The sequence below is a fragment of the Mycobacterium sp. 5-140-3-2 genome (assembly GCF_035666375.1).
Classification (GTDB): domain Bacteria; phylum Actinomycetota; class Actinomycetes; order Mycobacteriales; family Mycobacteriaceae; genus Mycobacterium; species Mycobacterium intracellulare.
Genome location: NZ_CP142025.1, coordinates 5,328,788 through 5,348,475, shown reverse-complemented (window position 1 = coordinate 5,348,475; position 19,688 = coordinate 5,328,788). Strand labels below are relative to the sequence as shown.

Genomic DNA, 19,688 nt, shown 5'->3' with positions numbered 1-19,688 from the left:
GCTGGAAAATCAGATGCGCTTCACCATCACCCACCCGATGCACAGCCATCCCTACAACCCGGAATTGGTCAGTGGGGACGGCATCGGCAAGGTGGCCGCGGCCACCGAAGCGGCCGGGATCCACGGTTTCGGCTTCACCGATCACCCCGCGCCGTCGCAGCGGTGGCTGGACGCGGGCGGGCATGACGCGTTAGACCCTTTCGTCGCACTGGGTTTCGCCGCCGCCACCACCTCCACCCTGCGGCTGATTCCCAACATCGTCGTGCTGCCGTACCGAAACCCGTTCGTGGTGGCCAAGTCCGGCGCCACCCTGGATCTGCTATCCGGCGGCCGCTTCACCCTCGCGGTGGGCGTGGGCTACCTCAAGCGCGAGTTCGCGGCGCTGGGCGTCAGCTACGACGAGCGCGCCGAGCTGTTCGAGGAAGCGCTGCAGGTGATCCGGGCCGTCTGGACCGAAGACGACATCTCCTTTGAGGGCAAGCACTTCAGCGCGCGCGGCATCACCGCGCATCCCCGGCCGCTGAGCAGCCCGCACCCGCCGATCTGGATCGGCGGCAACACCACCGCGTCGCGCCAGCGGGTGGCGCAGTACGGCGACGGCTGGTGCCCGTTTCCCGCCCCGCCCCAGTTGGCGCAGACCGCGGGCACGGCCACCATCGACTCGGTGCAAAAGCTCGCCGAGGGCATCGAGGACCTGCGACGCAGATGCGATGCGGCGGGCCGGGATTGGTCGGCGATCGACATCACCTTCACCAACTTCGAGGGCGGCGGCCCCGCCGATGACGCGTTCAACGCCGACGCGTACCTCGACGGCCTGGACAGGTTGGCGAAGCTGGGGGTGACGTGGGTCAGTGTCCACCTGCCCGGCGACAGCATGACGCATGCGCTCGAAACCCTCGACCGTTTCCGCACCCTCGTGATCGACGCGGCCTGAATGGACTTCTCCCGCGTCGCGCTCTCACCCGAGGACCAGGATTTCTACGATCAGTTCCGGGAGTTCATCGCCGAGCATGTCACCGATGAGGTGCGGCGGCGTGACCGGGAGACCGGTGAAAACTTCAGTGAACCGGTGCATTTGGCGTTGGGCGAAGCCGGTTATCTGGAATCGGACTGGAAGCTGGAGTCCGAGGGCGGCTTCAATCCGGTGCGCCGCCGGATCTTTCACCTCGAGATCGGTCGTGCCCACGCCCCGTGGTTCCACTGGGGCACCACGGCGGTCGTCGCGCGGTTGGTGCAGCAGTTCGGGGCGGCCGAACTCGTCGACGCGGTGCTGCCGGGCGTGCTGTCCGGCGAGATCCGGCTCTGCCTGGGCTACACCGAACCCGAGGGTGGCTCCGACGTCGCCACCTGCAAGACGCGAGCCGTGCGCGACGGCGACGCGTGGGTCATCAACGGGTCCAAGATGTTCACCTCGAACGCGCAGAACGCCAAGTACGTCTTCCTGCTCACCAACACCGATCCGCAAGGACCGAGACACAAGAACCTGACCATGTTTCTGGTGCCGCTGGATTCGCCGGGCATCGAGATCCAGGGCATCCGCACGCTGGATGGTGACCGCACCAACATCGTGTACTACAGCGACGTGCGGGTCGATGACCTCTACCGGATCGGCGAGGTCAACGGCGGGTGGACGGTGATGCGGTTCGCCCTCGACGCCGAACACGGCATCACCGAGGTCCAAGACCATGGCCTGCAGAACATCTCGATGCTCTCCGAGCACGGCCAGCTGATGGCCGAGGCGGCCGACGGGGTCGCGGCCATCCTGGCCACGCCCAATGCCGACGGGCGCCGCCCGATCGACGACGAGGCGACGAAATACCGCCTCGGGCGCGCCGTGGCCCGGATCGAGGCGGCCATGTCGACTCCCGGGATGTACGGGCGCGTGGGCCTCATCCAGACCATGCGGGAGGTCTCCCAGGAATTGATGGACCTGCTGGGGACGGCCTCGGCATTGCCCACCGACACAACGGGTTCCGCGGACGACGGCGCCATCGAGTTCATCTTCCGCCACGGCGTGCCCGCCGGAATCTACGGCGGCACCATGGAGGTGTTCCGCAACATGATCGCCCAGCACGAGCTGGGGCTCGGGCGTCCCAGCTACGGCCGCTGACCTTTGCCGCGAGAGTGTCACCACCGGCGGTGGCACCCGGGAGATGCGTTGCCAGTTACACTCTCGCGGGATCGCGGGGGCCACCGGGCAGCTCGGCGAGCACGTCGGCGCGGGTGTCGTCGAAGCTGAGAAATCCCTTGATCGGCAGGCTTTCCGGCGGCGGATCGGGATAACACCAGGCGACGTCCTCGACGACGCGCTCACCCGAGACCAACGACCAATACGTCGCAAAGCCCTTGTAGTTGCAGTAACTCGACGTCTCGGAGCGCACCAGCAGATCGGTGCGCACGTGCGCCGGGTCGACATACAACCTCGGCTCGAGCGCCGTCTCGAAGAGGATCGTCGTGTCGTCGGTGTCGACCAGCGTGGTGCCGCCGACGCGGACGCGCAGGCGGCGCTGCGTCGGACGGCAGTCGACGCGGTGATAGGGATTGGGCGGGTAGTGCACGAGTTTGCGCCCCTCCTCGAACCACGTGTCGACCGCGTCCCAGGGAACATGAATGAAACCCGGGGCCTCCGGCTCGGGCTCAGTCGGCAGGTCGCCGACGTCGTCGGGCGCGAAGACGTAGCTCAGCGGACGGCCCCGCCGGTGCACCATCAGCGCCCGCTCGGTGTCGATCACCAGCCGCCCGTCCTTGACCGCCTGCACGCGCCGGGGATGCGGCTCGACGTACACAATCCCTTCTGGCCCGTCGGGTATCGCGGGCGAGAAGCGCCCCGCCGGATCGCTGCTGAGCGGTCCCCGCCCGGCCACCAGAGTCATGCGTTCCTCCCGGTTGCAACCACTCATCTAGCTCCCGCGTAGGCCATTGTGGTGCACACCGGCCTCGATCCGACAGACCCGGTTAGGGCGGGAGCCCGACCGGAGGGTGGACGGGTAAGCGTGGCGGCATTCGGATTCGTGATTGAGAGTCAGGATGTGACGGGATCTCCGGGTGCGAGCAGGGCCGCGTACTGCTGCTCGAGCAGCTTGGCGACGCCCACCTGCCAGCGCTCCGCCAACGAACGCGACATCGGGTCGGGAAAGATCTCGTCGTCGCCGTTCTCCAGCCCGTCGAAGATGCCTTGCGCCACGGATTGCGTTGAGGCCTTGGGGATGTCGAGGCCTCGGGTCATGTCGGTGTCGACGGGACCGGTCAGCACCGCATGAACCCGCACGCCCCGCCCGGCCAGGATGACACGCAGCGATTGCGTGAGGGAGAACGCCGCGGCCTTGGAGATCGAATACGCGGGAATCAGCGGCAACGGCGCCAGGGCGTTCACCGACAGGTTGTTGACGATCGATCCCCCGGATCGCGTCAGCATCGGCAGGAAGGCCTGAATCACGTCGTACGTGCCGAGCAGATTCACCGCAAGGTGCGTCCGCAGTGCGGCGGCGTCGCCGAGATCGTCGTACACCGCCAGGCCCGCGTTGTTGACCAGGACATCGAGCGAGTCGACCCTGGCCACGGCCCGCCGAATCTGCGCGGGGTCGGTGATGTCCATGGCCAGCGGTGCCACGCGGGAATCACCGTTGCCGGCCAAGGCCTTCCGGGTGCCGACGTACACCCGCCGGGCGCCCCGGTGCAAGGCCTCCGCGACCAGCGCGGCGCCGACGCCACGATTTCCCCCGGTGATCAGCACCGCCCTGCCTGAGATTGTGGCCACGATGACGGCCTCCTTCATTGATTGGTGTCGGATTGGGCAGGCCGCATAGGTGGGGTGGCTTGCCGCGGCCAGTCGTTGCGCGACGCCCGCATGTATTCCGATACACGGGGCCGCCCAGATTCATCGGCGGGCAGATCAGAACGGCGAACCGGATGACCCGGTGGCAACGGGCGGCGGGCGCAGGGAGTAGGAACTTACGCATGGCGGGACCGGTGGAAGGCGTCAAGGTCGTCGAACTCGGGGTGTGGGTGGCCGGACCGGCCGCCGGCGGCATCCTGGCGGACTGGGGCGCCGACGTGATCAAGATCGAACCGCCGACGGGTGACCCGGCGCGCATGTTCGGCCGCATGCTGGGCTGCGACATGGGCCTCAACCCGCCCTTCGAAATGGACAACCGCTCCAAGCGCAGCGTGGTGCTCGATCTCGGCACCGACGCGGGCCGCGCCACCGCGTTCGAATTGCTCGCCGGCGCAGACGTTTTCCTGACCAACGTGCGACCCGGCGCGCTGCAGCGTCTGGGGCTGGACTTCGAGTCGGTGTCGGCGGCCAACCCCCGCCTGGTCTACGGGCTCATCACCGGGTACGGCGAAAACGGGCCGGACGCCGATCGCGCCGCCTTCGACGTGGCCGCGTTCTGGTCCCGGGCCGGGGTCGCCCACCTACTCACCCGGCCCGGCGAGACGCCCCCGTTTCAGCGCGGTGGCATGGGCGACCACTCCGCGGGGATGACGATGGCCGCGGCCGTGTGCGCGGCGCTGCTCGCGCGCGAACGCACCGGGGCGGGCCAACTGGTGACCACCTCGCTGTACCGGCAGGGCGCCTACACCGTGAGCTTCGACCTGAACACCTACCTGATGAGCGGGCAGCCGATCGCGATCGGGCAACGCGAGTCGATGGGCAACCCGTGCATGAACAACTACGCCGCCCAAGACGGGCGGCGGTTCTGGATCGTCGGCCTGGAACCCGAGCGGCACTGGCCGGCCCTGTGCCGCGCCGTGGGGCGACCCGAATGGCGCGACGACCCCCGGTTCGCCGACGCCCGCTCCCGCGCGGCCAACTCGGCGGCGCTGATCGTCGCGCTGGACGAGATCTTTGCGACGCGCCCGCTCGACGAATGGGCGCAGATCTTTGCCGGCGAACCGGATTTCTTCTGGTCGCCGGTCAACACGCTCGAGGACGTCGTGGCCGACGAGCAGTTCCACGCCGCCGGCGGCATCGTCGACGTGCCCGACGGGGACGCGGCCGTCCCGATGGTGGCCACGCCGGCGGATTTTCACGGCACCCCCTGGGCACCGCGTTCTGCGGCACCGGAACTCGGGCAGCACACCGAGGAGGTCCTGGCCGACCTCGAGGCGCGCCGCGGGTCGTGAGGACCCGACCGGACCTTTACAAATTTCGCCGGAAGTGTCACGCTGTGCGGTGAGTCGCTTCACCCGACGTGTGCAGCGGCTAAAGCCCTTGAGAAAGCCGTGACAAGCGCGTGAGGCCCGCCAACGGAGTCGTTGGGGCCGTGGTGAGGAATGGATCGATGGTCGCTCCAACGTTCGACATCAGCAAGACCGACGCCGCCCGAGCAACCCAGGCCAACGCCGACGGCCTGCGCTATCGACTGGACGTCGTCGCCGCCAGCGCCGTCGACGTCGTCCAATCGGCCGGGGGGTGGCTCTACGACCGGGCGATGGCCGGCTGGGAGGTGACGGTGCTGCTCCCGCAGGGCCGCGACACCCGAGCGCTGCGGATCCTGGGGGTGCGGGCGTCCGACCTCGAGCCGTCCCTGGGCGCGCTGGGGGCGGGCTCGACCAGCCTGGCCGTCAGCGCCGACGCGTTCACCGCCGACGCGCGGGTGCGCGACGCGGTGCTCGAGTCGCTGGGCAACCGGCTGACGGAGGTCGCGTTGTGGGGCGACGGGTGGCCGCTGGGAGTGCAGCGTGCCACGACCCGCGCCCAGCACCTGCTCAGCGGGGCGGCGCGCATGTTCAAGGGCTATGCGCTTGCGGCAGAGGGTATTTCGGACGCCACGGTCGCCCCGATGGAGATGCTGCTGTGCGACGTGGGTTCGGGGGCCGACTCCGAGCTGATCCGGCTCGACTAGGCCATGAAGAAGTACTACAAACACGCGCTGCTCTACCTGCACGAGACGATCTCGCTGGGATCCGGGCGCAGCGACCGGTTCGTCGAGGTCTTCGCCGACACCTACCAGCCGATGATGGAACAACTCGGCGCCCGGCTGTTCGCGATCTGGGAATCCACCCCGTACAACGGCCACTGGCCACAGGTGACGGTCATCTGGGAGATCGACGGGTTCTCCGACTACGCCAGGATCGGCGCCGCCCAGGCCCGCGGCGGCAGTCACGAGGCCGCCGCCGGCAAATGGTCGGCGTTCCTGGCCGACCTCGGCGCCTCGGGCGAGGGCCGCATCATGTACGCCGGCCCCAGTAACAGGACGCTCGCCCAGCTGCGCGAGGCCAATTTCACTGCGCCGCTGGTGATCCAGGAGATCATGCAGACCAAGCCCGGCCGCCAGGACGACTACATCCGGGAACTCGAGCGGCTCTACGTGCCGTGGTCGGAACGCACCGGAAAACGCTGGCTCGGTTCGTTCACGACGACCTTCCGCTTCAACGAGGTCATCCACTACTGGGCGCTGGACGGGGGATGGGACTGCTTCGCCGAGCACTACCCCTCGTGGAAGGAGAGCCCACCCGCCGAGATCGTCACCTGGATGAGCGTGGCCCCCGCGTTGCGGGACGGGTGGGAAGATTCCATCCTGGCTGCCCTACCGCCCTCACCCCTGCAGTGACCGAGCGCCAAGGACCCATGGACCAGACCGACTTCAGCTACGACCCCTTCGACGCTGCGGTGATGGCAAACCCCTTGCCGTACTACCGAATCCTGCGCGACCACCACCCGGTGTATTACATGCCGCAGTGGGACACCTTCGCGCTGTCGCGTTTCGAGGACATCTGGAAGGTGCTGGAAGTCAACAACGGCACGTTCGTCGCCTCGGAGGGCACGCTGCCGGCGGCATCGGTTCTGGCCCAACACAACTCCGGACCGGTCGACGACCCGCCGCTGCACCCGCTTCCGTTCCACGCCATGTTCGACGCCGACCTGTACGGCGAGATCCGGCGCACGCACTCCCGGCCGTTTCGGCCGCGTTCGGTCACCGACCTCGAGGGCAGGATCCGCGAGCTGGCCAACGAACGCCTCGACCTGCTGTTGCCGCGCGGCTCGTTCGACCTGACCCAGGACTACGGTGGCGTCGTGGTGGCCGCGATCGTCTGCGAACTCCTGGGCATTCCCACCGATCTCGCGCCGCAGGTCCTCGCCGCGGTCAACGCCGGCAGCCTCGCCCAGCCGGGTGTCGGCGTGGACACCGGGCAGGCGCGCCCGAACTATTTCGAGTTCCTGCTGCCCGCGGTCGCGCGCCGCCGTGCCGACCGGTCCGGGCCGCCGCTGGGCGTGGTCGACGGCCTGCTCGGCTACCACCTGCCCGACGGCAGCGCGCTGGACGACATGGAAGTCGCCACCCAGATGCTGTGCATCTTCATCGGCGGGACCGAGACGGTCCCCAAGATCGTCGCCCACGGGCTGTGGGAGCTCAGCCGGCGGCCCGACCAGTTGGCCGCAGTGCGCGCCGATCCCGAAGGCAACGTGCCCGTCGCCCGCGAGGAGATGATCCGATACTGCGCGCCCGCGCAGTGGTTCGCGCGAACGGCGCGCAAGCCCTTCGACATTCACGGTCAGACCATCAATCCCGGCCAGCGCGTCATCACCCTGCTCGCCTCGGCCAGCCGCGACGAGCGGGAATACCCCGAGCCCGACGAGTTCATCTGGGACCGGCCCATCCGCCGCTCGCTGGCGTTCGGCCGCGGCCAGCACTTCTGCATCGGCTACCACCTGGCCAGGCTGGAAATCGATGTGCTGCTTGCCGAATGGCTGCGTCGGGTGCCCGACTACGCGATCCAGGACCAAGCCGCCACCCGGTTGCCGTCCAGCTTCCAATGGGGCTGGAACAACATCCCGGTGGAGGTCTGAGGTGTGGTCCTACCGGCTCATCGCCCCGTATCTGTTCGAGCGGACGACGATCGCCGACACCGCCCCTGAGTCCCTGACCGACGGGCAGGTGCTGCTGCGGTTCCTGGCCGCCGGCGTCTGCGGCAGCGATCTGCCCGCGTTTCGCGGCGCCAAGGGCCGAATCCCCGGCGACGACGGCCGCAGCGGACCCGAGAAGGACGGCTTCCCCATCCACGAGGTCGCCGGCGAGGTGATCGCCAGCCGCCACCCCGCGCACCGCCCCGGGGACCTCGTCGTCGGCTGGGCCTCCGGGTTCGACGGCATGATGGAACGCATCGTCACCGACGGTGACGGTTTGGCGCCCTACGACCCGGCGCTGACACCGGCGCAGGCCATCGGCCTGCAACCGCTGGCCTGTGTGCTCTACGCCTGCGAGCAGCTCGGCGATCTGGCCGGGCGGCGCGTCGCGATCATCGGCCAGGGATCGGTCGGCCTGCTGTTCTCCTACGTCGCCAAGGCGGCCGGTGCGCGCCGCGTCACCGGGGTCGACCCGATCGACCGCCGCGATGTCGCAAGGGCATTCGGCGTCGACGAACCGGTGCGCGCCACCAGCGACCGCTGGGCGAGTCAGCTGGCACCCGGGGACCGCGCCGACGTCGTCATCGAGGCGGTCGGTCACCAGGTGGCCACCCTCACCCACGCCATCGACGCCACCGCCCCCGGCGGCACCGTCTTCTACTTCGGTGTCGCCGACGACGAGATGTATCCCATCAGCATGCGGGCCATGCTGCGCAACAACCTGACGCTGAAATCCGGTGTGACGCTTGACCGTCGGCGGATGCTGGAGCTCGCGAGCAAGTTCGCCGCCGAGCACCCCTGGCTGCTCGGCGCCTACCTCACCCACACGTTCGGCGTCGAGCAGGTGCAGGACGCGTTCGAGCTGGCCAGCCGACCGGTGGCCGAGCGCATCAAGATCGCGATCGCCGGGTGAGGGGCCGACCGTGACCGACGCTTCGCCGGGCAATCTGCAGCTGGCGCTCAGCAGCAAGCCCGCCATCTTCGGCGGCTGGGTCACCGGCCCCAGCTGGCTGGGACCCGAGGAATTCGCCCGCGCCGGTTACGACTACGTCGGATTCGACGCCCAGCACGGCTATCTCGACGACGCCGGCGTCGCCCGCATGCTGCGCCGCACCGAACACCTGCCGCTGGGCACCCTCGTGCGCCTGCCCAACGCCGACGCCGCACCGATCGGGCGGGTGGCCGACGCCGGGGCCGACGCCGTCGTCATCGCGATGATCGAATCGGCCGACGAGGCCGCCGCCGCCGTGGCCGCCACCCGCTACCCGCCGGCGGGCGTGCGCAGCTTCGGACCGCTGCGCGCCAGCCTGGGGCACGACCCCGCCGCCCACGAATCCCGGATCGGCGTGTTCGCGATGATCGAGACCGCGGCGGCGCTGGCGGACATCCGCGAGATCTGCGCGGTCGACGGCCTGACCGGAATCTACGTCGGCCCGGCCGACCTCGCCATCTCGATGGGCGCCGGCGTCCTCGGAGCGACCCGGCATCCCGAGGTCCTCGACGCGATCACGCGCATCCACCGGGCGGCCTCGGATGCGGGGCTGGTCACCGGCATTCACGCCGGGGACGGCATGACGGGCCAGGCCATGGCGCGGCTGGGTTTTCGCATGATCACCCTGGCCGCCGAGTCGCAGGCACTGCGCCGCGGGGCCGCCGAACACCTGCGTGAGGCGACGCAATGACCGGCCACCCGTCGGACGACGAGGCAGCGATCCGCGATTTGATCGCCGGCTACGCGCTCGCCCTCGACGCCGGTGATGTCGACGGCTGCCTCCGGCTGTTCGCCCCCGACGGCGAATTCCTGGTGTACGGCCGGACTTTCGCGGGCCATGACGGGATCGCCGAGATGTTCCGCGCCGCGGCGCGCGGCCTGCATCTGACCGGCGTCTCGCGGATCGCGGTGGACGGAGAGCGCGCCACCGCCCGATCGCAGGTGCTGTTCGTCCGGGCCGGCGACCTGCAGCTGCGGCCCGCCCTCTACGACGACGAGCTGACCCGCGTGGACGGCCGGTGGCGCTTCTCACGGCGCCGGTGCAGCTTCGTCACCAGCGGCGGGCTGGCCGACCACCCGGAGGGCGCGCCGGCATGAACCCACGTGTCGCACTCGTGACCGGCGCGGCCGGCGGGCAGGGCCGGGCCATCGCCGAACGCCTACGCGCCAAGGGTTTTTCGGTGGCCGCCTGCGATCGGCGGGCCGACGAACTCGCCACCGCGGTGCGCCAATCGGGCGACGAGGAACTGATCGCGGTGGAGCTCGACGTCACCTCGGAGCAGCAGTGGGACTCGGCCGTGGCACACGTCGTCGAGCGCTTCGGGTCGCTGAGCACGCTGGTCAACTGCGCCGGCGTGCTGCACCGCGCGTCGTTGACCGAGGAGACCGCCGAAGGATTCGAAAACTCGTGGCGGGTCAACTGTCTGGGCGCGTTCCTCGGCATGCGCGCCACGCTCGAACACCTGCGCGCGGCGCCCGACGCGTCCATTGTCAACATCTGCAGCACCGGCGCGATCCGCCCGTTCCCCCAGCACGGCGCCTACGGCTCGTCGAAGTGGGCGCTGCGCGGCCTGACCCAGACCGCCGCCGCCGAACTCGCGCCCTCCGGCATCCGGGTCAACGCCGTGTTCCCCGGGCCGATCGCCACCACGATGCTCGACGAGACCACCCAGACCCGGCTGGCCGCGGCATCGATGTTCGGGCGGATAGGCCGCGCCGACGAAGTCGCCGACGCCGTGGCCTTCCTGGTCTCCGGCGAGGCGTCGTTCATCACCGGCTCCGAACTCATCATCGACGGTGGGCAATGCCTGCAGATCCGATGACCGACCTGTCGGTCGGCATCATCGGCGCCGGCCCGGGCGGCCTGGCGCTGGGAATCATGCTGTCACGCGCCGGGTTTCGTGACTTCACCATCTTCGACCGCGAAGACGGCGTCGGGGGCACGTGGCGGATCAACACCTATCCGGGACTGGCGTGCGACGTCAAGTCGCACCTCTACTCGTTCTCGTTCGACCTGAACGCCCACTGGTCACGGCTGTGGTCGGGCCAACCCGAAATCCTGGACTACTTCCAGCGCAGCGCCGACAAGCACGGCCTGGGGCCACACCTGAAACTGCGCACCGAAATCCGCTCCGCACGATGGGATTCGGACACCCAGCGATGGTGCCTGACCACCGCGACCGGCGAACAGCACCACTTCAACGTCGTCGTCTCGGCCGTGGGCCTGTTCACCCGGCCGCTGATGCCCGACCTCGTCGAGGAAGAGCCCTTCACCGGAACGGTGATGCACTCGTCGCGCTGGGACCACTCGATCCCGCTGGAAGGCAAGAAGATTGCGGTGCTCGGCACCGGATCGACGGCTTCCCAGCTGATCCCCGAATTGGCCAAAGTGGCCGGCACGGTGTATTCGGTGCAACGATCACCCACCTGGATACTGCCCAAGCCCGACCGGCACTACACCCGGGGGGAGCGCTGGGCCTTCGCGCACCTCCCGTTCGCCAAAAAGGTCTACCGCACCCGGCTGTGGCTGCGCAGCGAATCCAACATCGCGGTGATCGAGCACGGCAGCGAAAAGACCGAGCAATTCACCGCCCTCGCCCTGCGGCTGCTCGAAAACACGGTCGACGACGAGGAATTGCGCCGCAAGCTCACACCGGACCACCCGATGGGCTGCAAGCGGCTGGTGTTCTCGTCGGACTACCTGCCCGCGCTGACCCGCCCCAACGTCGAGGTGCTGACCAGCCCGGCGCGCTCCCTGCGTGCCCGGTCCCTGGTCACCGAAGACGGCACCGAACGCGAGGTCGACCTGGTGGTGTGCGCCACCGGCTACGCCGCCGCCGACTATCTCGGGGAGCTGGACGTTTCCGGCGAACACGGAATCACGCTGCGGCAGGTCTGGCGCGACGGCGCGCACGCCTACCTCGGCATGGCCGTGCCGGATTTCCCCAATTTCTTCATGCTGTACGGGCCGAACACCAACGTCGGCTCGAACAGCGTCATCTTCATCCTCGAAGCCCAGGCGCGCTACATCGTGCGGGCGCTGCGGCACCTTCGCCGCCACCGCAAACGCTACGTCGCGGTGCGTGCCTCGGCGCTGGCCGAGTTCGTCGCCAAGATCGACCGCTGGATGGTGGGCACCGTCTGGAACACCCAGTGCAGCAACTACTTTCGCGCCCCCAACGGGCGCGTGGTCACCCAGTGGCCGCGCAGCGCCCGAACCTTCTGGGGGATGACGCGCAGGTTCAGGCCCGCCGACTTCCGTTTCGAACCGCCCGCCACCTCCGCCTCGCCCCCGGTCGCCGTGCCCGAGCGGGGAACTCGATGACGGAGCTCGACGGCGCCGACCGCCTCGATCCGGCGCTGCGCGCACTCGCGACCACCCGAACGGACTTCTCGGCCGCCGCGATCCAGCTGACGCGTGGACCGTTCAACGAACGCCGCCGCATCACCGCCGAGCAGACCGACGTCTGTGACGTCCGGATCGACGAGGACAACGCGGCCGGCGTCGGGGTGCGCATCTACCGCGGTGGCTCGGCCCCGGCGCCCGCCGTCGTGTATTGCCACGCCGGCGGTTTCGCGCTGGGCAACCTGGACACCGATCACCGCCAGTGCGTGGAGCTCGCCCGCCGCGGGCGTTGCACGGTGGTGTCGGTGGACTACCGGCTGGCTCCGGAGCACCCCTATCCGGCCGCGCTCGACGACGCGAGCGCCGTGCTGCGCTGGGCCATCGACGACGCGGCGTCGCTCGGCGTGGACCCGGCGCGGGTGGCCGTCGCGGGCAGCAGCGCCGGCGCCGCCCTGGCCGCATGCCTGGCGCAGCGCGCCGCCGACGGATCCTTGCCGCCGGTGGTGTTCCAGCTGCTGCACCAGCCGGTGCTCGACGACCGGCCCACCGGATCGAAGTCGGAGTTCCGCACCAGTCCCGCCTTCGACGGCGAGGGCGCCGAGCTGATGTGGCGCCACTACCTCGACCCAACGGCCGCGCCGGAGGCCGCGGTGCCCGCACGGCGACCCGAATTCGCCGGGCTGGCACCGGCTTTGATCACCTGCGCGGAGATCGATCCCTTCCGCGACGAGGCCATCGACTATGCGCTGCGGCTGCTGCGCGCCGGGATCTCGGCGGAGCTGCACGTGTTTGCGCGCGCCTGCCATGGATTCGACTCACTGCTGCCGGAATGGCCGGGCTCGCAACGCCTGTTCGCGCTGCAAGGCGAGGCGCTGGCCGGCGCGCTGCACGGCGACTAGGCGTCGAATCGGATCAGCTGGCGCACGGCGGTGCCGTCGGCCAGGTGGTCCATCGCCTCGTTGATGTCGTCGAGCGCGATCGTCGACGACACCAGCGATTGCACCGGCAGCCGGCCGGAACGCCACAGCTCGACGAAGCGCGGAATGTCCCGGCTGGGCACCGCCGAACCGAGGTAGCTGCCGATCAGCGACCGGCCCTCGGCCACAAAACCCAACGGCGACACCGTGATCCGGGCGTCCGGCGGGGGCAAGCCGACGGTGATGGTGCGCCCGCCCGGCGCGGTCAAGGCGATCGCGGTCTCGAGCGCGGCGGGGTGGCCGACGGCCTCGACGACAACGGCCGCCTTCACCCGCGCGTCCTCGGCCTGCTGCGGCGTGTACGCCTCGTGGGCGCCCAGGGCGCGGGCGGCGGCCAACTTGTCGGGCAACTGGTCGACGGCGACGACGCGCACGTCGTCATAGGTGAGGGCGGTGAGCAGCGCCGCCATCCCGACGCCGCCCAGCCCGACCACGGCGACCGTCTGGCCCGGCCGCGGCTGCCCCACGTTGAGCACCGCGCCGCCGCCGGTGAGCACCGCGCACCCCAACAGCGCGGCGACATCGGCGGGCACGTCGGGCGGCACCGCGACCGCGCTGGCCCGATTGACGACCGCGTGCGTCGCGAAACCCGAGACCCCGAGGTGGTGATACACCGGTTGGCCGGCCCGGCTGAGCCGAATGTCACCGCCCAGCAGGGTGCCGGCGCCGTTGGCGGCGCTGCCCGGCTCGCACGGCGTCAGGCCTTCGGTCGCGCACGCCGCGCAATGGCCGCAGCGCGGCAGGAACACCAGCACCACCCGCTGGCCGACGGCCACATCGCCGACACCGTCACCGGCCCGCTCGACGATCCCGGCGGCCTCGTGGCCGAGCAGCATCGGCACCGGGCGCACCCGGTTGCCGTCGACCACCGACAGGTCGGAGTGGCAGAGGCCGGCCGCCTCGATGCGGACCAGCACCTCGTCGCGACCCGGCGGCGCGAGGTCGACGTCGGCGACACTGATGGGCCGCGACCGCGCGTAGGGCCGGGGCGCCCCGATGTGCTCCAGTACCGCGCCCCGAATTCCGGACATGCTGGAATACAACCATGGCGTCGGCTCCAGTAGTTCCCCCCGCCCCGGACGGGTTGACCAGCAACGACTTCCCGGTGCTGTGGCCCGTCGGGACGCGATGGGCCGACAACGACATGTTCGGCCACCTCAACAACGCCGTCTACTACCAGTTGTTCGACACCGCGATCAACGCCTGGATCAACACCGCCACCGGGCTGGACCCGATCACCACGCCGGCGCTGGGCATCGTCGCCGAGTCGGGTTGCCGCTACTTCTCCGAACTGCATTTCCCCCAGGACCTCACGGTGGGCTTGGCCGTGACCCGGCTGGGCCGCAGCAGCGTCACCTACCGGCTGGGCGTGTTCGAGTCCGGTGACGGCGACCCGCGGCCGATCACCGCGCTGGGGCACTGGGTGCACGTCTACGTCGACCGGGCCACGCGCAAGTCCGTCCCGATTCCCGACCCCGTCCGGACCCTGCTGTCGACGGCCAGCGTCCGCGAATCGGCCTAGCTCCGGCCCAGATACCGCCCTGCGCTGGGGTTTTCGCTCACCCCGATATGCTGCGCGCATGCCAGTGTTGAGCAAGACCGTCGAGATCGGCGCCGACGCCGGGTTGATCATGAAGATCGTCGGCGACTTCGAGGCTTACCCGCAGTGGAACGAGGAGATCAAGGGTCTCTGGGTGCTCGCCCGCTATGACGACGGGCGGCCCAGCCAGCTGCGGCTCGACACCGATTACCAGGGCATGCAAAGCATGTTCATCCAGGCCGTGTACTACCCGGGGGAAAACCAGATCCAGACCGTCCTGCAGCAGGGCGACCTGTTCACCAAGCAGGAGCAGCTCTTCTCCGTGGTGGCGATGGGCGCTTCCAGCCTGCTGACCGTGGACCTGGACGTCGAGACCTCGATGCCGGTCCCGGCGCCCATGGTCAAGCAGCTCCTCAACAACGTCCTCGACCACCTCGCCGAGAGCCTCAAGCAGCGCGCCGAGCAGCTGGCCGCGACCTAGCCACCGCGACAGCCAGTTCTCGCCGCGAGCGTAAACCCACTGCGCAATGGCGGCCCCGAATTCGCGGTGTGCTTACGCTCGCGACCGTCAGGAAGCGCTGAGCCCGGTTCGGTCGCGCATCTCGGTCAGCCGGGCCGCCGCGTCGGTGAACTGCCACACGGTGTGCTCGATCACCGCCGCGGTGTCGCGGTGGCGCAGCGCGGCGATCAGCTTCCGGTGGTTGTCGACGGCGGCCTTGCCCCAATGCGGATCGGCGGCGTACACCAGCACCGGCATATAGCGGGCGGCGTTGAGCAGGAACCACGCCAGCTTGATCCGGCCGCTGGCCTGGTTGAAGACCCGGTGAAAGGCGAACTCGATGCCCGCGATGGTCTCGGCGTCGCCGGATCCGACGGCCGCGGCGAGCGAATCGTTGATGCGGTCCAGCTCGTCGATCTCGGCGTCGGTGATGTGGTCGGTGGCCGCGGCGGCCAGCTCCTTGGCGATCGAGGCCTGCAGCCAGAAGATGTCCTCGATGTCCTGGCGGGTAAGCGGCAACACGACGTGGCCGCGGTGCGGCTCCAGCTGCACCATGCCCTCGCCGCGCAACTTCAGCAGGGCTTCGCGCACCGGGGTGACACTGACCCCGAGTTGGGCCGCAGTCTCGTCGAGACGGATGAACGTCCCCGGACGCAGCGTTCCGGACATGATCGACGCCCGGAGATGGCCCGCGACCTCATCGGACAGCTGAGCCCGCCGCAGCGGCCGCCGGCTCCTCGGCTGCATGGACATCGGTGCGTTCACAGGGTCTGCCAGGACTTTCAGTGACTTGGCGGGACGGGATTCAAGTTTTGACGGACCTTGACGGGCGCTTGTCGAGGACTTGTCAGTGGACCGTCAAAGCCATAGTGTGACCCACACAACACTATGTTTTATCAAATATCAACCTGGCGCAAGCGGTGCGCGAGTGAAGGGAAGTGTCGAGTTTGACCGCGCAATTGGCAGACCATCTGACAGAGCAGCCGTACCTCGCCCGGCGGCAGAACTGGGTGAACCAACTCGAGCGGCACGCGCTGATGCAGCCGAACGCGACCGCGCTGAGGTTCCTGGGCAAGACCCTGACGTGGGGCGAACTGCGCGGCCGGGTGGCGGCGCTGGCCGACGCGCTGAGCCGCCGGGGTGTCGGCTTCGGCGACCGCGTCATGATCCTGATGCTCAACCGCACCGAGTTCGTCGAATCGGTGCTGGCCATCAACATGCTCGGCGCCATCGCCGTGCCGCTGAACTTCCGGCTGACCGCGGCCGAAATCGCCTTCCTGGTCCAGGATTGCGAAGCGCGGGTGATCATCACCGAATCGGTGCTCGCCCCGGTGGCAACCGACGTGCGCGACATCGAGTCGCTGCTCGGCACCATCGTGGTCGCCGGCGGTTCGACCGACGACACCGTGCTCGGTTACGAAGACCTCGTCAACGAGACCGGGGAGTCGCACCAACCCGTCGACATCCCGAACGACTCCCCGGCGCTGATCATGTACACCTCGGGCACCACCGGCCGCCCCAAGGGCGCCGTGCTCACCCACACCAACCTGACCGGCCAGACGATGACCGGGCTGTACACCAACGGCGCCGACATCAACAGCGACGTCGGGTTCATCGGGGTGCCGTTCTTCCACATCGCCGGCATCGGCAACTTGCTGACCGGGGTGCTGCTCGGCATCCCCACGGTCATCTACCCGCTCGGCGCGTTCGAGCCCGGGCAGCTCCTCGACGTGCTGGCCGCAGAAAAGGTCACCGGGATTTTTCTGGTTCCCGCGCAGTGGCAGGCGGTCTGCGCCGAGCAACAGGCGCGCCCGCGCGACCTGAAACTGCGGGTGATCTCGTGGGGTGCCGCCCCGGCTCCCGACGCGTTGCTGCGCGAGATGTCGGCGAGGTTCCCCGGCACCCAGATCCTGGCCGCGTTCGGCCAGACGGAGATGTCACCGGTCACCTGCATGCTGCTCGGCGAGGACGCCATCCGTAAGCGCGGCTCGGTCGGCAAGGTGATCCCGACGGTCGCCGCCCGGGTCGTCGACGAGAACATGAACGACGTGCCCATCGGCGAGGTCGGTGAAATCGTTTATCGCGCACCAACTTTGATGAGCGGCTACTGGAACAACCCGGCGGCGACGGCGGAAGCGTTCGCCGGCGGCTGGTTCCACTCGGGCGACCTGGTCCGCATGGACTCCGACGGCTACGTGTGGGTGGTCGACCGCAAGAAGGACATGATCATCTCGGGTGGCGAGAACATCTATTGCGCCGAGGTGGAGAACGTCCTGGCCAGCCACCCGAGCATCGTCGAAGTCGCCGTCATCGGCCGGGCCCACGACAAGTGGGGAGAAGTGCCGATCGCGGTCGCCGCGGTGGCGGGCGAGGGGTTGGCGCTCGACGAGCTGGACGAGTTCCTCACCGAGCGACTGGCGCGCTACAAGCACCCGAAGGCGCTCGAGATCGTCGACGCGCTGCCGCGCAACCCGGCCGGCAAGGTGCTCAAAACTGAGCTGCGGATCCGCTACGGGGCCGCAAAAATCGACTAAATCCATTCTAGGGCAAGAGGTTTTAGGACCAGAAAGGAAATTGGGCAGGGGCTGTAACGTTTGCCAGTCGTTGGCGAAGGGTTAATTGTGCGGATGCGGTTCACACGTGCTTGGCCATCGGGTACATTCCTGTGGTCTCCGTTACTACTTGCCAGTAGGGAGCCGATGGTCACAGACGTTGAGTCGGGGCGAGGAGGGGGCGTGCTATAATGTTCCGCCGCGGCGCCGGACGGCGCGCGGTGACGGCCAGAGGGGGCAGCGGTGACTTCGACGTCGACTAGTCGACGGGGCCCCTACCTGGTCGGCTATGTGCGCGATCAACTGCAAACCCCGCTGGAGCTTGTCGGCGGGTTCTTCCGGATGTGCGTGCTCACCGGGAAAGCGCTGTTCCGCTGGCCGTTCCAGTGGCGCGAATTCGTCCTGCAGTGCTGGTTCATCATGCGGGTGGCGTTCCTGCCGACGATCATGGTGTCGATCCCGCTGACGGTGCTGCTGATCTTCACCCTCAACGTTTTGCTGGCGCAGTTCGGCGCCGCCGACCTGTCCGGCGCCGGCGCGGCGATCGGCGCGGTCACCCAGCTCGGCCCGCTCACCACGGTGCTGGTGGTCGCCGGGGCCGGGTCGACGGCGATCTGCGCCGACCTGGGCGCGCGCACCATCCGCGAAGAGATCGACGCGATGGAGGTGCTCGGCATCGACCCGATCCACCGGCTGGTGGTGCCCCGGGTGATCGCCGCGACCCTGGTCGCCACCCTGCTCAACGGCCTGGTGATCACCGTCGGCCTCGTCGGCGGCTACCTGTTCGGCGTCTACCTGCAGAACGTGTCGGGCGGGGCGTACCTGGCCACGCTGACCACCATCACCGGCCTGCCCGAGGTCGTCATCGCGACGGTCAAGGCCGCGGTCTTCGGCCTGATCGCCGGACTGGTCGGCTGCTTCCGTGGGCTGACGGTGCGCGGCGGATCCAAAGGCCTGGGCACCGCCGTCAACGAGACCGTCGTGCTCTGCGTCGTCGCGCTGTATGCGGTCAACGTCGTGCTGACCACGATCGGCGTGCGATTTGGGACGGGGCACTGACATGTCAACGACCACCGTCTTTCGCTCCCGCTTCCCGCGGGCCGCAGAGAATCTCAACCGCTACGGCCTGGCCGCGGCGCGCGGGCTCGACGACATCGGCCAGATGGCGTGGTTCGGCGGGGTGGCCCTGGCGCACATCCCGCACGCGCTGCGCAACTACCGCAAGGAAACCCTGCGTCTGGTCGCCCAGATCGGGATGGGCACCGGCGCCATGGCCGTCATCGGCGGCACCGTCGCCATCGTCGGCTTCGTGACGTTGTCCGGTAGCTCCCTGGTCGCGATCCAGGGGTTCGCCTCCCTGGGCAACATCGGCGTCGAGGCGTTCACCGGATTCTTCGCCGCGCTGATCAACGTGCGCATCGCCGCGCCCGTCGTCACCGGCATCGCGATGGCCGCCACGGTCGGCGCCGGCGCGACGGCCGAGCTGGGCGCGATGCGCATCAGCGAGGAGATCGACGCGCTGGAAGTGATGGGTATCAAGTCGATTTCGTTCCTGGCGACCACCCGGATCATGGCCGGGCTGGTGGTGATCATCCCGCTGTACGCGCTGGCGATGATCATGTCGTTCCTGTCGCCGCAGATCACCACGACCGTGCTCTACGGACAATCCAACGGCACCTACGAGCACTACTTCCGAACGTTCCTGCGCCCCGACGACGTCTTCTGGTCGTTCCTGGAAGCCATCCTTATCACCGCGGTCGTCATGATCACCCACTGCTTCTACGGCTACAACGCCGGCGGCGGGCCGGTCGGCGTGGGCGAGGCCGTCGGCCGATCGATGCGCTTCTCGCTGGTGTCGGTGCAGGTTGTCGTGTTGGCCGCCGCGTTGGCGCTCTATGGCGTCAACCCCAACTTCGCGCTCACGGTGTAGC

The 19,688-nt window shown here is 68.9% G+C and carries 21 protein-coding genes; 17 read left to right on the top strand and 4 right to left on the bottom strand.

The genetic code is table 11. The features are described from left to right. Positions 1 to 13 precede the first annotated feature (13 nt). Together P6281_RS25085 and P6281_RS25080 are read left to right on the top strand one after the other, a co-directional pair. A complete protein-coding gene (locus P6281_RS25085) occupies positions 14 to 934 on the top strand; it encodes an LLM class F420-dependent oxidoreductase (protein ID WP_014712534.1) in 921 nt (306 codons plus the stop codon). Next, positions 935 to 2,110, top strand: coding sequence for an acyl-CoA dehydrogenase family protein (locus P6281_RS25080; protein WP_020823836.1), 1,176 nt, complete (start codon positions 935 to 937; stop codon positions 2,108 to 2,110). It begins immediately after the preceding gene. 55 nt (positions 2,111 to 2,165) lie between these two features. Here P6281_RS25080 and P6281_RS25075 read toward each other — a convergent pair whose 3' ends face one another. Continuing rightward, the gene (locus tag P6281_RS25075; RefSeq protein WP_036454157.1) at positions 2,166 to 2,873 is read right to left on the bottom strand and encodes a DUF427 domain-containing protein; all 708 of its coding nucleotides are present in this window, start codon (positions 2,871 to 2,873) and stop codon (positions 2,166 to 2,168) included. 149 nt (positions 2,874 to 3,022) lie between these two features. Next, a complete protein-coding gene (locus P6281_RS25070; protein ID WP_008262000.1) occupies positions 3,023 to 3,775 on the bottom strand; it encodes an SDR family NAD(P)-dependent oxidoreductase in 753 nt (250 codons plus the stop codon). A gap of 182 nt (positions 3,776 to 3,957) precedes the next feature. On the opposite strand from P6281_RS25070, the gene P6281_RS25065 reads away from it, so the two are divergent. From P6281_RS25065 to P6281_RS25020, 10 genes are all read left to right on the top strand, one after another. Next, positions 3,958 to 5,127 carry a CaiB/BaiF CoA transferase family protein gene (locus P6281_RS25065; RefSeq protein ID WP_008261998.1) on the top strand — a complete coding sequence of 390 codons (1,170 nt, stop codon included), beginning with the start codon at positions 3,958 to 3,960 and terminating at the stop codon, positions 5,125 to 5,127. A gap of 158 nt (positions 5,128 to 5,285) precedes the next feature. Continuing rightward, a complete protein-coding gene (locus P6281_RS25060; RefSeq protein ID WP_008261996.1) occupies positions 5,286 to 5,849 on the top strand; it encodes a hypothetical protein in 564 nt (187 codons plus the stop codon). A 3-nt stretch (positions 5,850 to 5,852) separates the two neighbouring features. Continuing rightward, positions 5,853 to 6,557, top strand: a complete 705-nt coding sequence (locus tag P6281_RS25055; RefSeq protein ID WP_008261995.1) for an NIPSNAP family protein — start codon at positions 5,853 to 5,855, stop codon at positions 6,555 to 6,557. 17 nt (positions 6,558 to 6,574) lie between these two features. Beyond that, a complete protein-coding gene (locus P6281_RS25050) occupies positions 6,575 to 7,795 on the top strand; it encodes a cytochrome P450 (protein WP_008261994.1) in 1,221 nt (406 codons plus the stop codon). Position 7,796: 1 nt separating this feature from the next. Next, on the top strand, positions 7,797 to 8,765 hold the full coding sequence (locus tag P6281_RS25045; RefSeq protein ID WP_008261993.1) for a zinc-binding dehydrogenase: 969 nt from the start codon (positions 7,797 to 7,799) through the stop codon (positions 8,763 to 8,765). Positions 8,766 to 8,775: 10 nt separating this feature from the next. Then, positions 8,776 to 9,534 (top strand): HpcH/HpaI aldolase family protein, encoded by a 759-nt coding sequence (locus tag P6281_RS25040; RefSeq protein ID WP_008261991.1) that lies wholly within the window; start codon positions 8,776 to 8,778, stop codon positions 9,532 to 9,534. After that, positions 9,531 to 9,941 (top strand): nuclear transport factor 2 family protein, encoded by a 411-nt coding sequence (locus P6281_RS25035; protein WP_008261990.1) that lies wholly within the window; start codon positions 9,531 to 9,533, stop codon positions 9,939 to 9,941. Before P6281_RS25040 ends, P6281_RS25035 begins: the two co-directional genes overlap by 4 nt. After that, positions 9,938 to 10,666, top strand: coding sequence for an SDR family NAD(P)-dependent oxidoreductase (locus P6281_RS25030; protein WP_036429565.1), 729 nt, complete (start codon positions 9,938 to 9,940; stop codon positions 10,664 to 10,666). The genes P6281_RS25035 and P6281_RS25030 overlap by 4 nt, the downstream gene beginning before the upstream one ends. Then, on the top strand, positions 10,648 to 12,168 hold the full coding sequence (locus P6281_RS25025; RefSeq protein WP_085976861.1) for a flavin-containing monooxygenase: 1,521 nt from the start codon (positions 10,648 to 10,650) through the stop codon (positions 12,166 to 12,168). Before P6281_RS25030 ends, P6281_RS25025 begins: the two co-directional genes overlap by 19 nt. After that, positions 12,165 to 13,088 carry an alpha/beta hydrolase gene (locus tag P6281_RS25020; RefSeq protein ID WP_008261984.1) on the top strand — a complete coding sequence of 308 codons (924 nt, stop codon included), beginning with the start codon at positions 12,165 to 12,167 and terminating at the stop codon, positions 13,086 to 13,088. The genes P6281_RS25025 and P6281_RS25020 overlap by 4 nt, the downstream gene beginning before the upstream one ends. Here the strand turns inward: P6281_RS25020 and P6281_RS25015 are convergent. Then, entirely contained in the window at positions 13,085 to 14,197 is a 1,113-nt protein-coding gene (locus P6281_RS25015) for an alcohol dehydrogenase catalytic domain-containing protein (protein ID WP_324738549.1), read from the bottom strand. The genes P6281_RS25020 and P6281_RS25015 overlap by 4 nt on opposite strands. Before the next feature lie 14 nt (positions 14,198 to 14,211). Here P6281_RS25015 and P6281_RS25010 point away from each other — a divergent pair, with 14 nt between their 5' ends. Both P6281_RS25010 and P6281_RS25005 read left to right on the top strand, forming a co-directional pair. After that, positions 14,212 to 14,688: an acyl-CoA thioesterase gene (locus P6281_RS25010; protein ID WP_050989401.1), complete on the top strand. Its 477-nt coding sequence runs from the start codon at positions 14,212 to 14,214 to the stop codon at positions 14,686 to 14,688. 58 nt (positions 14,689 to 14,746) lie between these two features. Further along, positions 14,747 to 15,187: an SRPBCC family protein gene (locus tag P6281_RS25005; RefSeq protein WP_008261971.1), complete on the top strand. Its 441-nt coding sequence runs from the start codon at positions 14,747 to 14,749 to the stop codon at positions 15,185 to 15,187. 87 nt (positions 15,188 to 15,274) lie between these two features. On the opposite strand, the gene P6281_RS25000 is transcribed toward P6281_RS25005, so the two are convergent. Beyond that, positions 15,275 to 15,958: a GntR family transcriptional regulator gene (locus P6281_RS25000; RefSeq protein WP_014712523.1), complete on the bottom strand. Its 684-nt coding sequence runs from the start codon at positions 15,956 to 15,958 to the stop codon at positions 15,275 to 15,277. 194 nt (positions 15,959 to 16,152) lie between these two features. Between P6281_RS25000 and fadD5 the strand changes: the two genes are divergently transcribed. The 3 genes from fadD5 (at position 16,153) to P6281_RS24985 (ending at position 19,687) form a co-directional block, all read left to right on the top strand. Beyond that, positions 16,153 to 17,739, top strand: a complete 1,587-nt coding sequence (gene fadD5, locus P6281_RS24995; RefSeq protein ID WP_008261967.1) for a fatty-acid--CoA ligase FadD5 — start codon at positions 16,153 to 16,155, stop codon at positions 17,737 to 17,739. A gap of 261 nt (positions 17,740 to 18,000) precedes the next feature. Further along, positions 18,001 to 18,816, top strand: a complete 816-nt coding sequence (locus tag P6281_RS24990) for an MlaE family ABC transporter permease (protein WP_014381458.1) — start codon at positions 18,001 to 18,003, stop codon at positions 18,814 to 18,816. Position 18,817: 1 nt separating this feature from the next. Continuing rightward, positions 18,818 to 19,687 (top strand): MlaE family ABC transporter permease, encoded by an 870-nt coding sequence (locus P6281_RS24985; protein WP_008261964.1) that lies wholly within the window; start codon positions 18,818 to 18,820, stop codon positions 19,685 to 19,687. Position 19,688 lies beyond the last annotated feature (1 nt).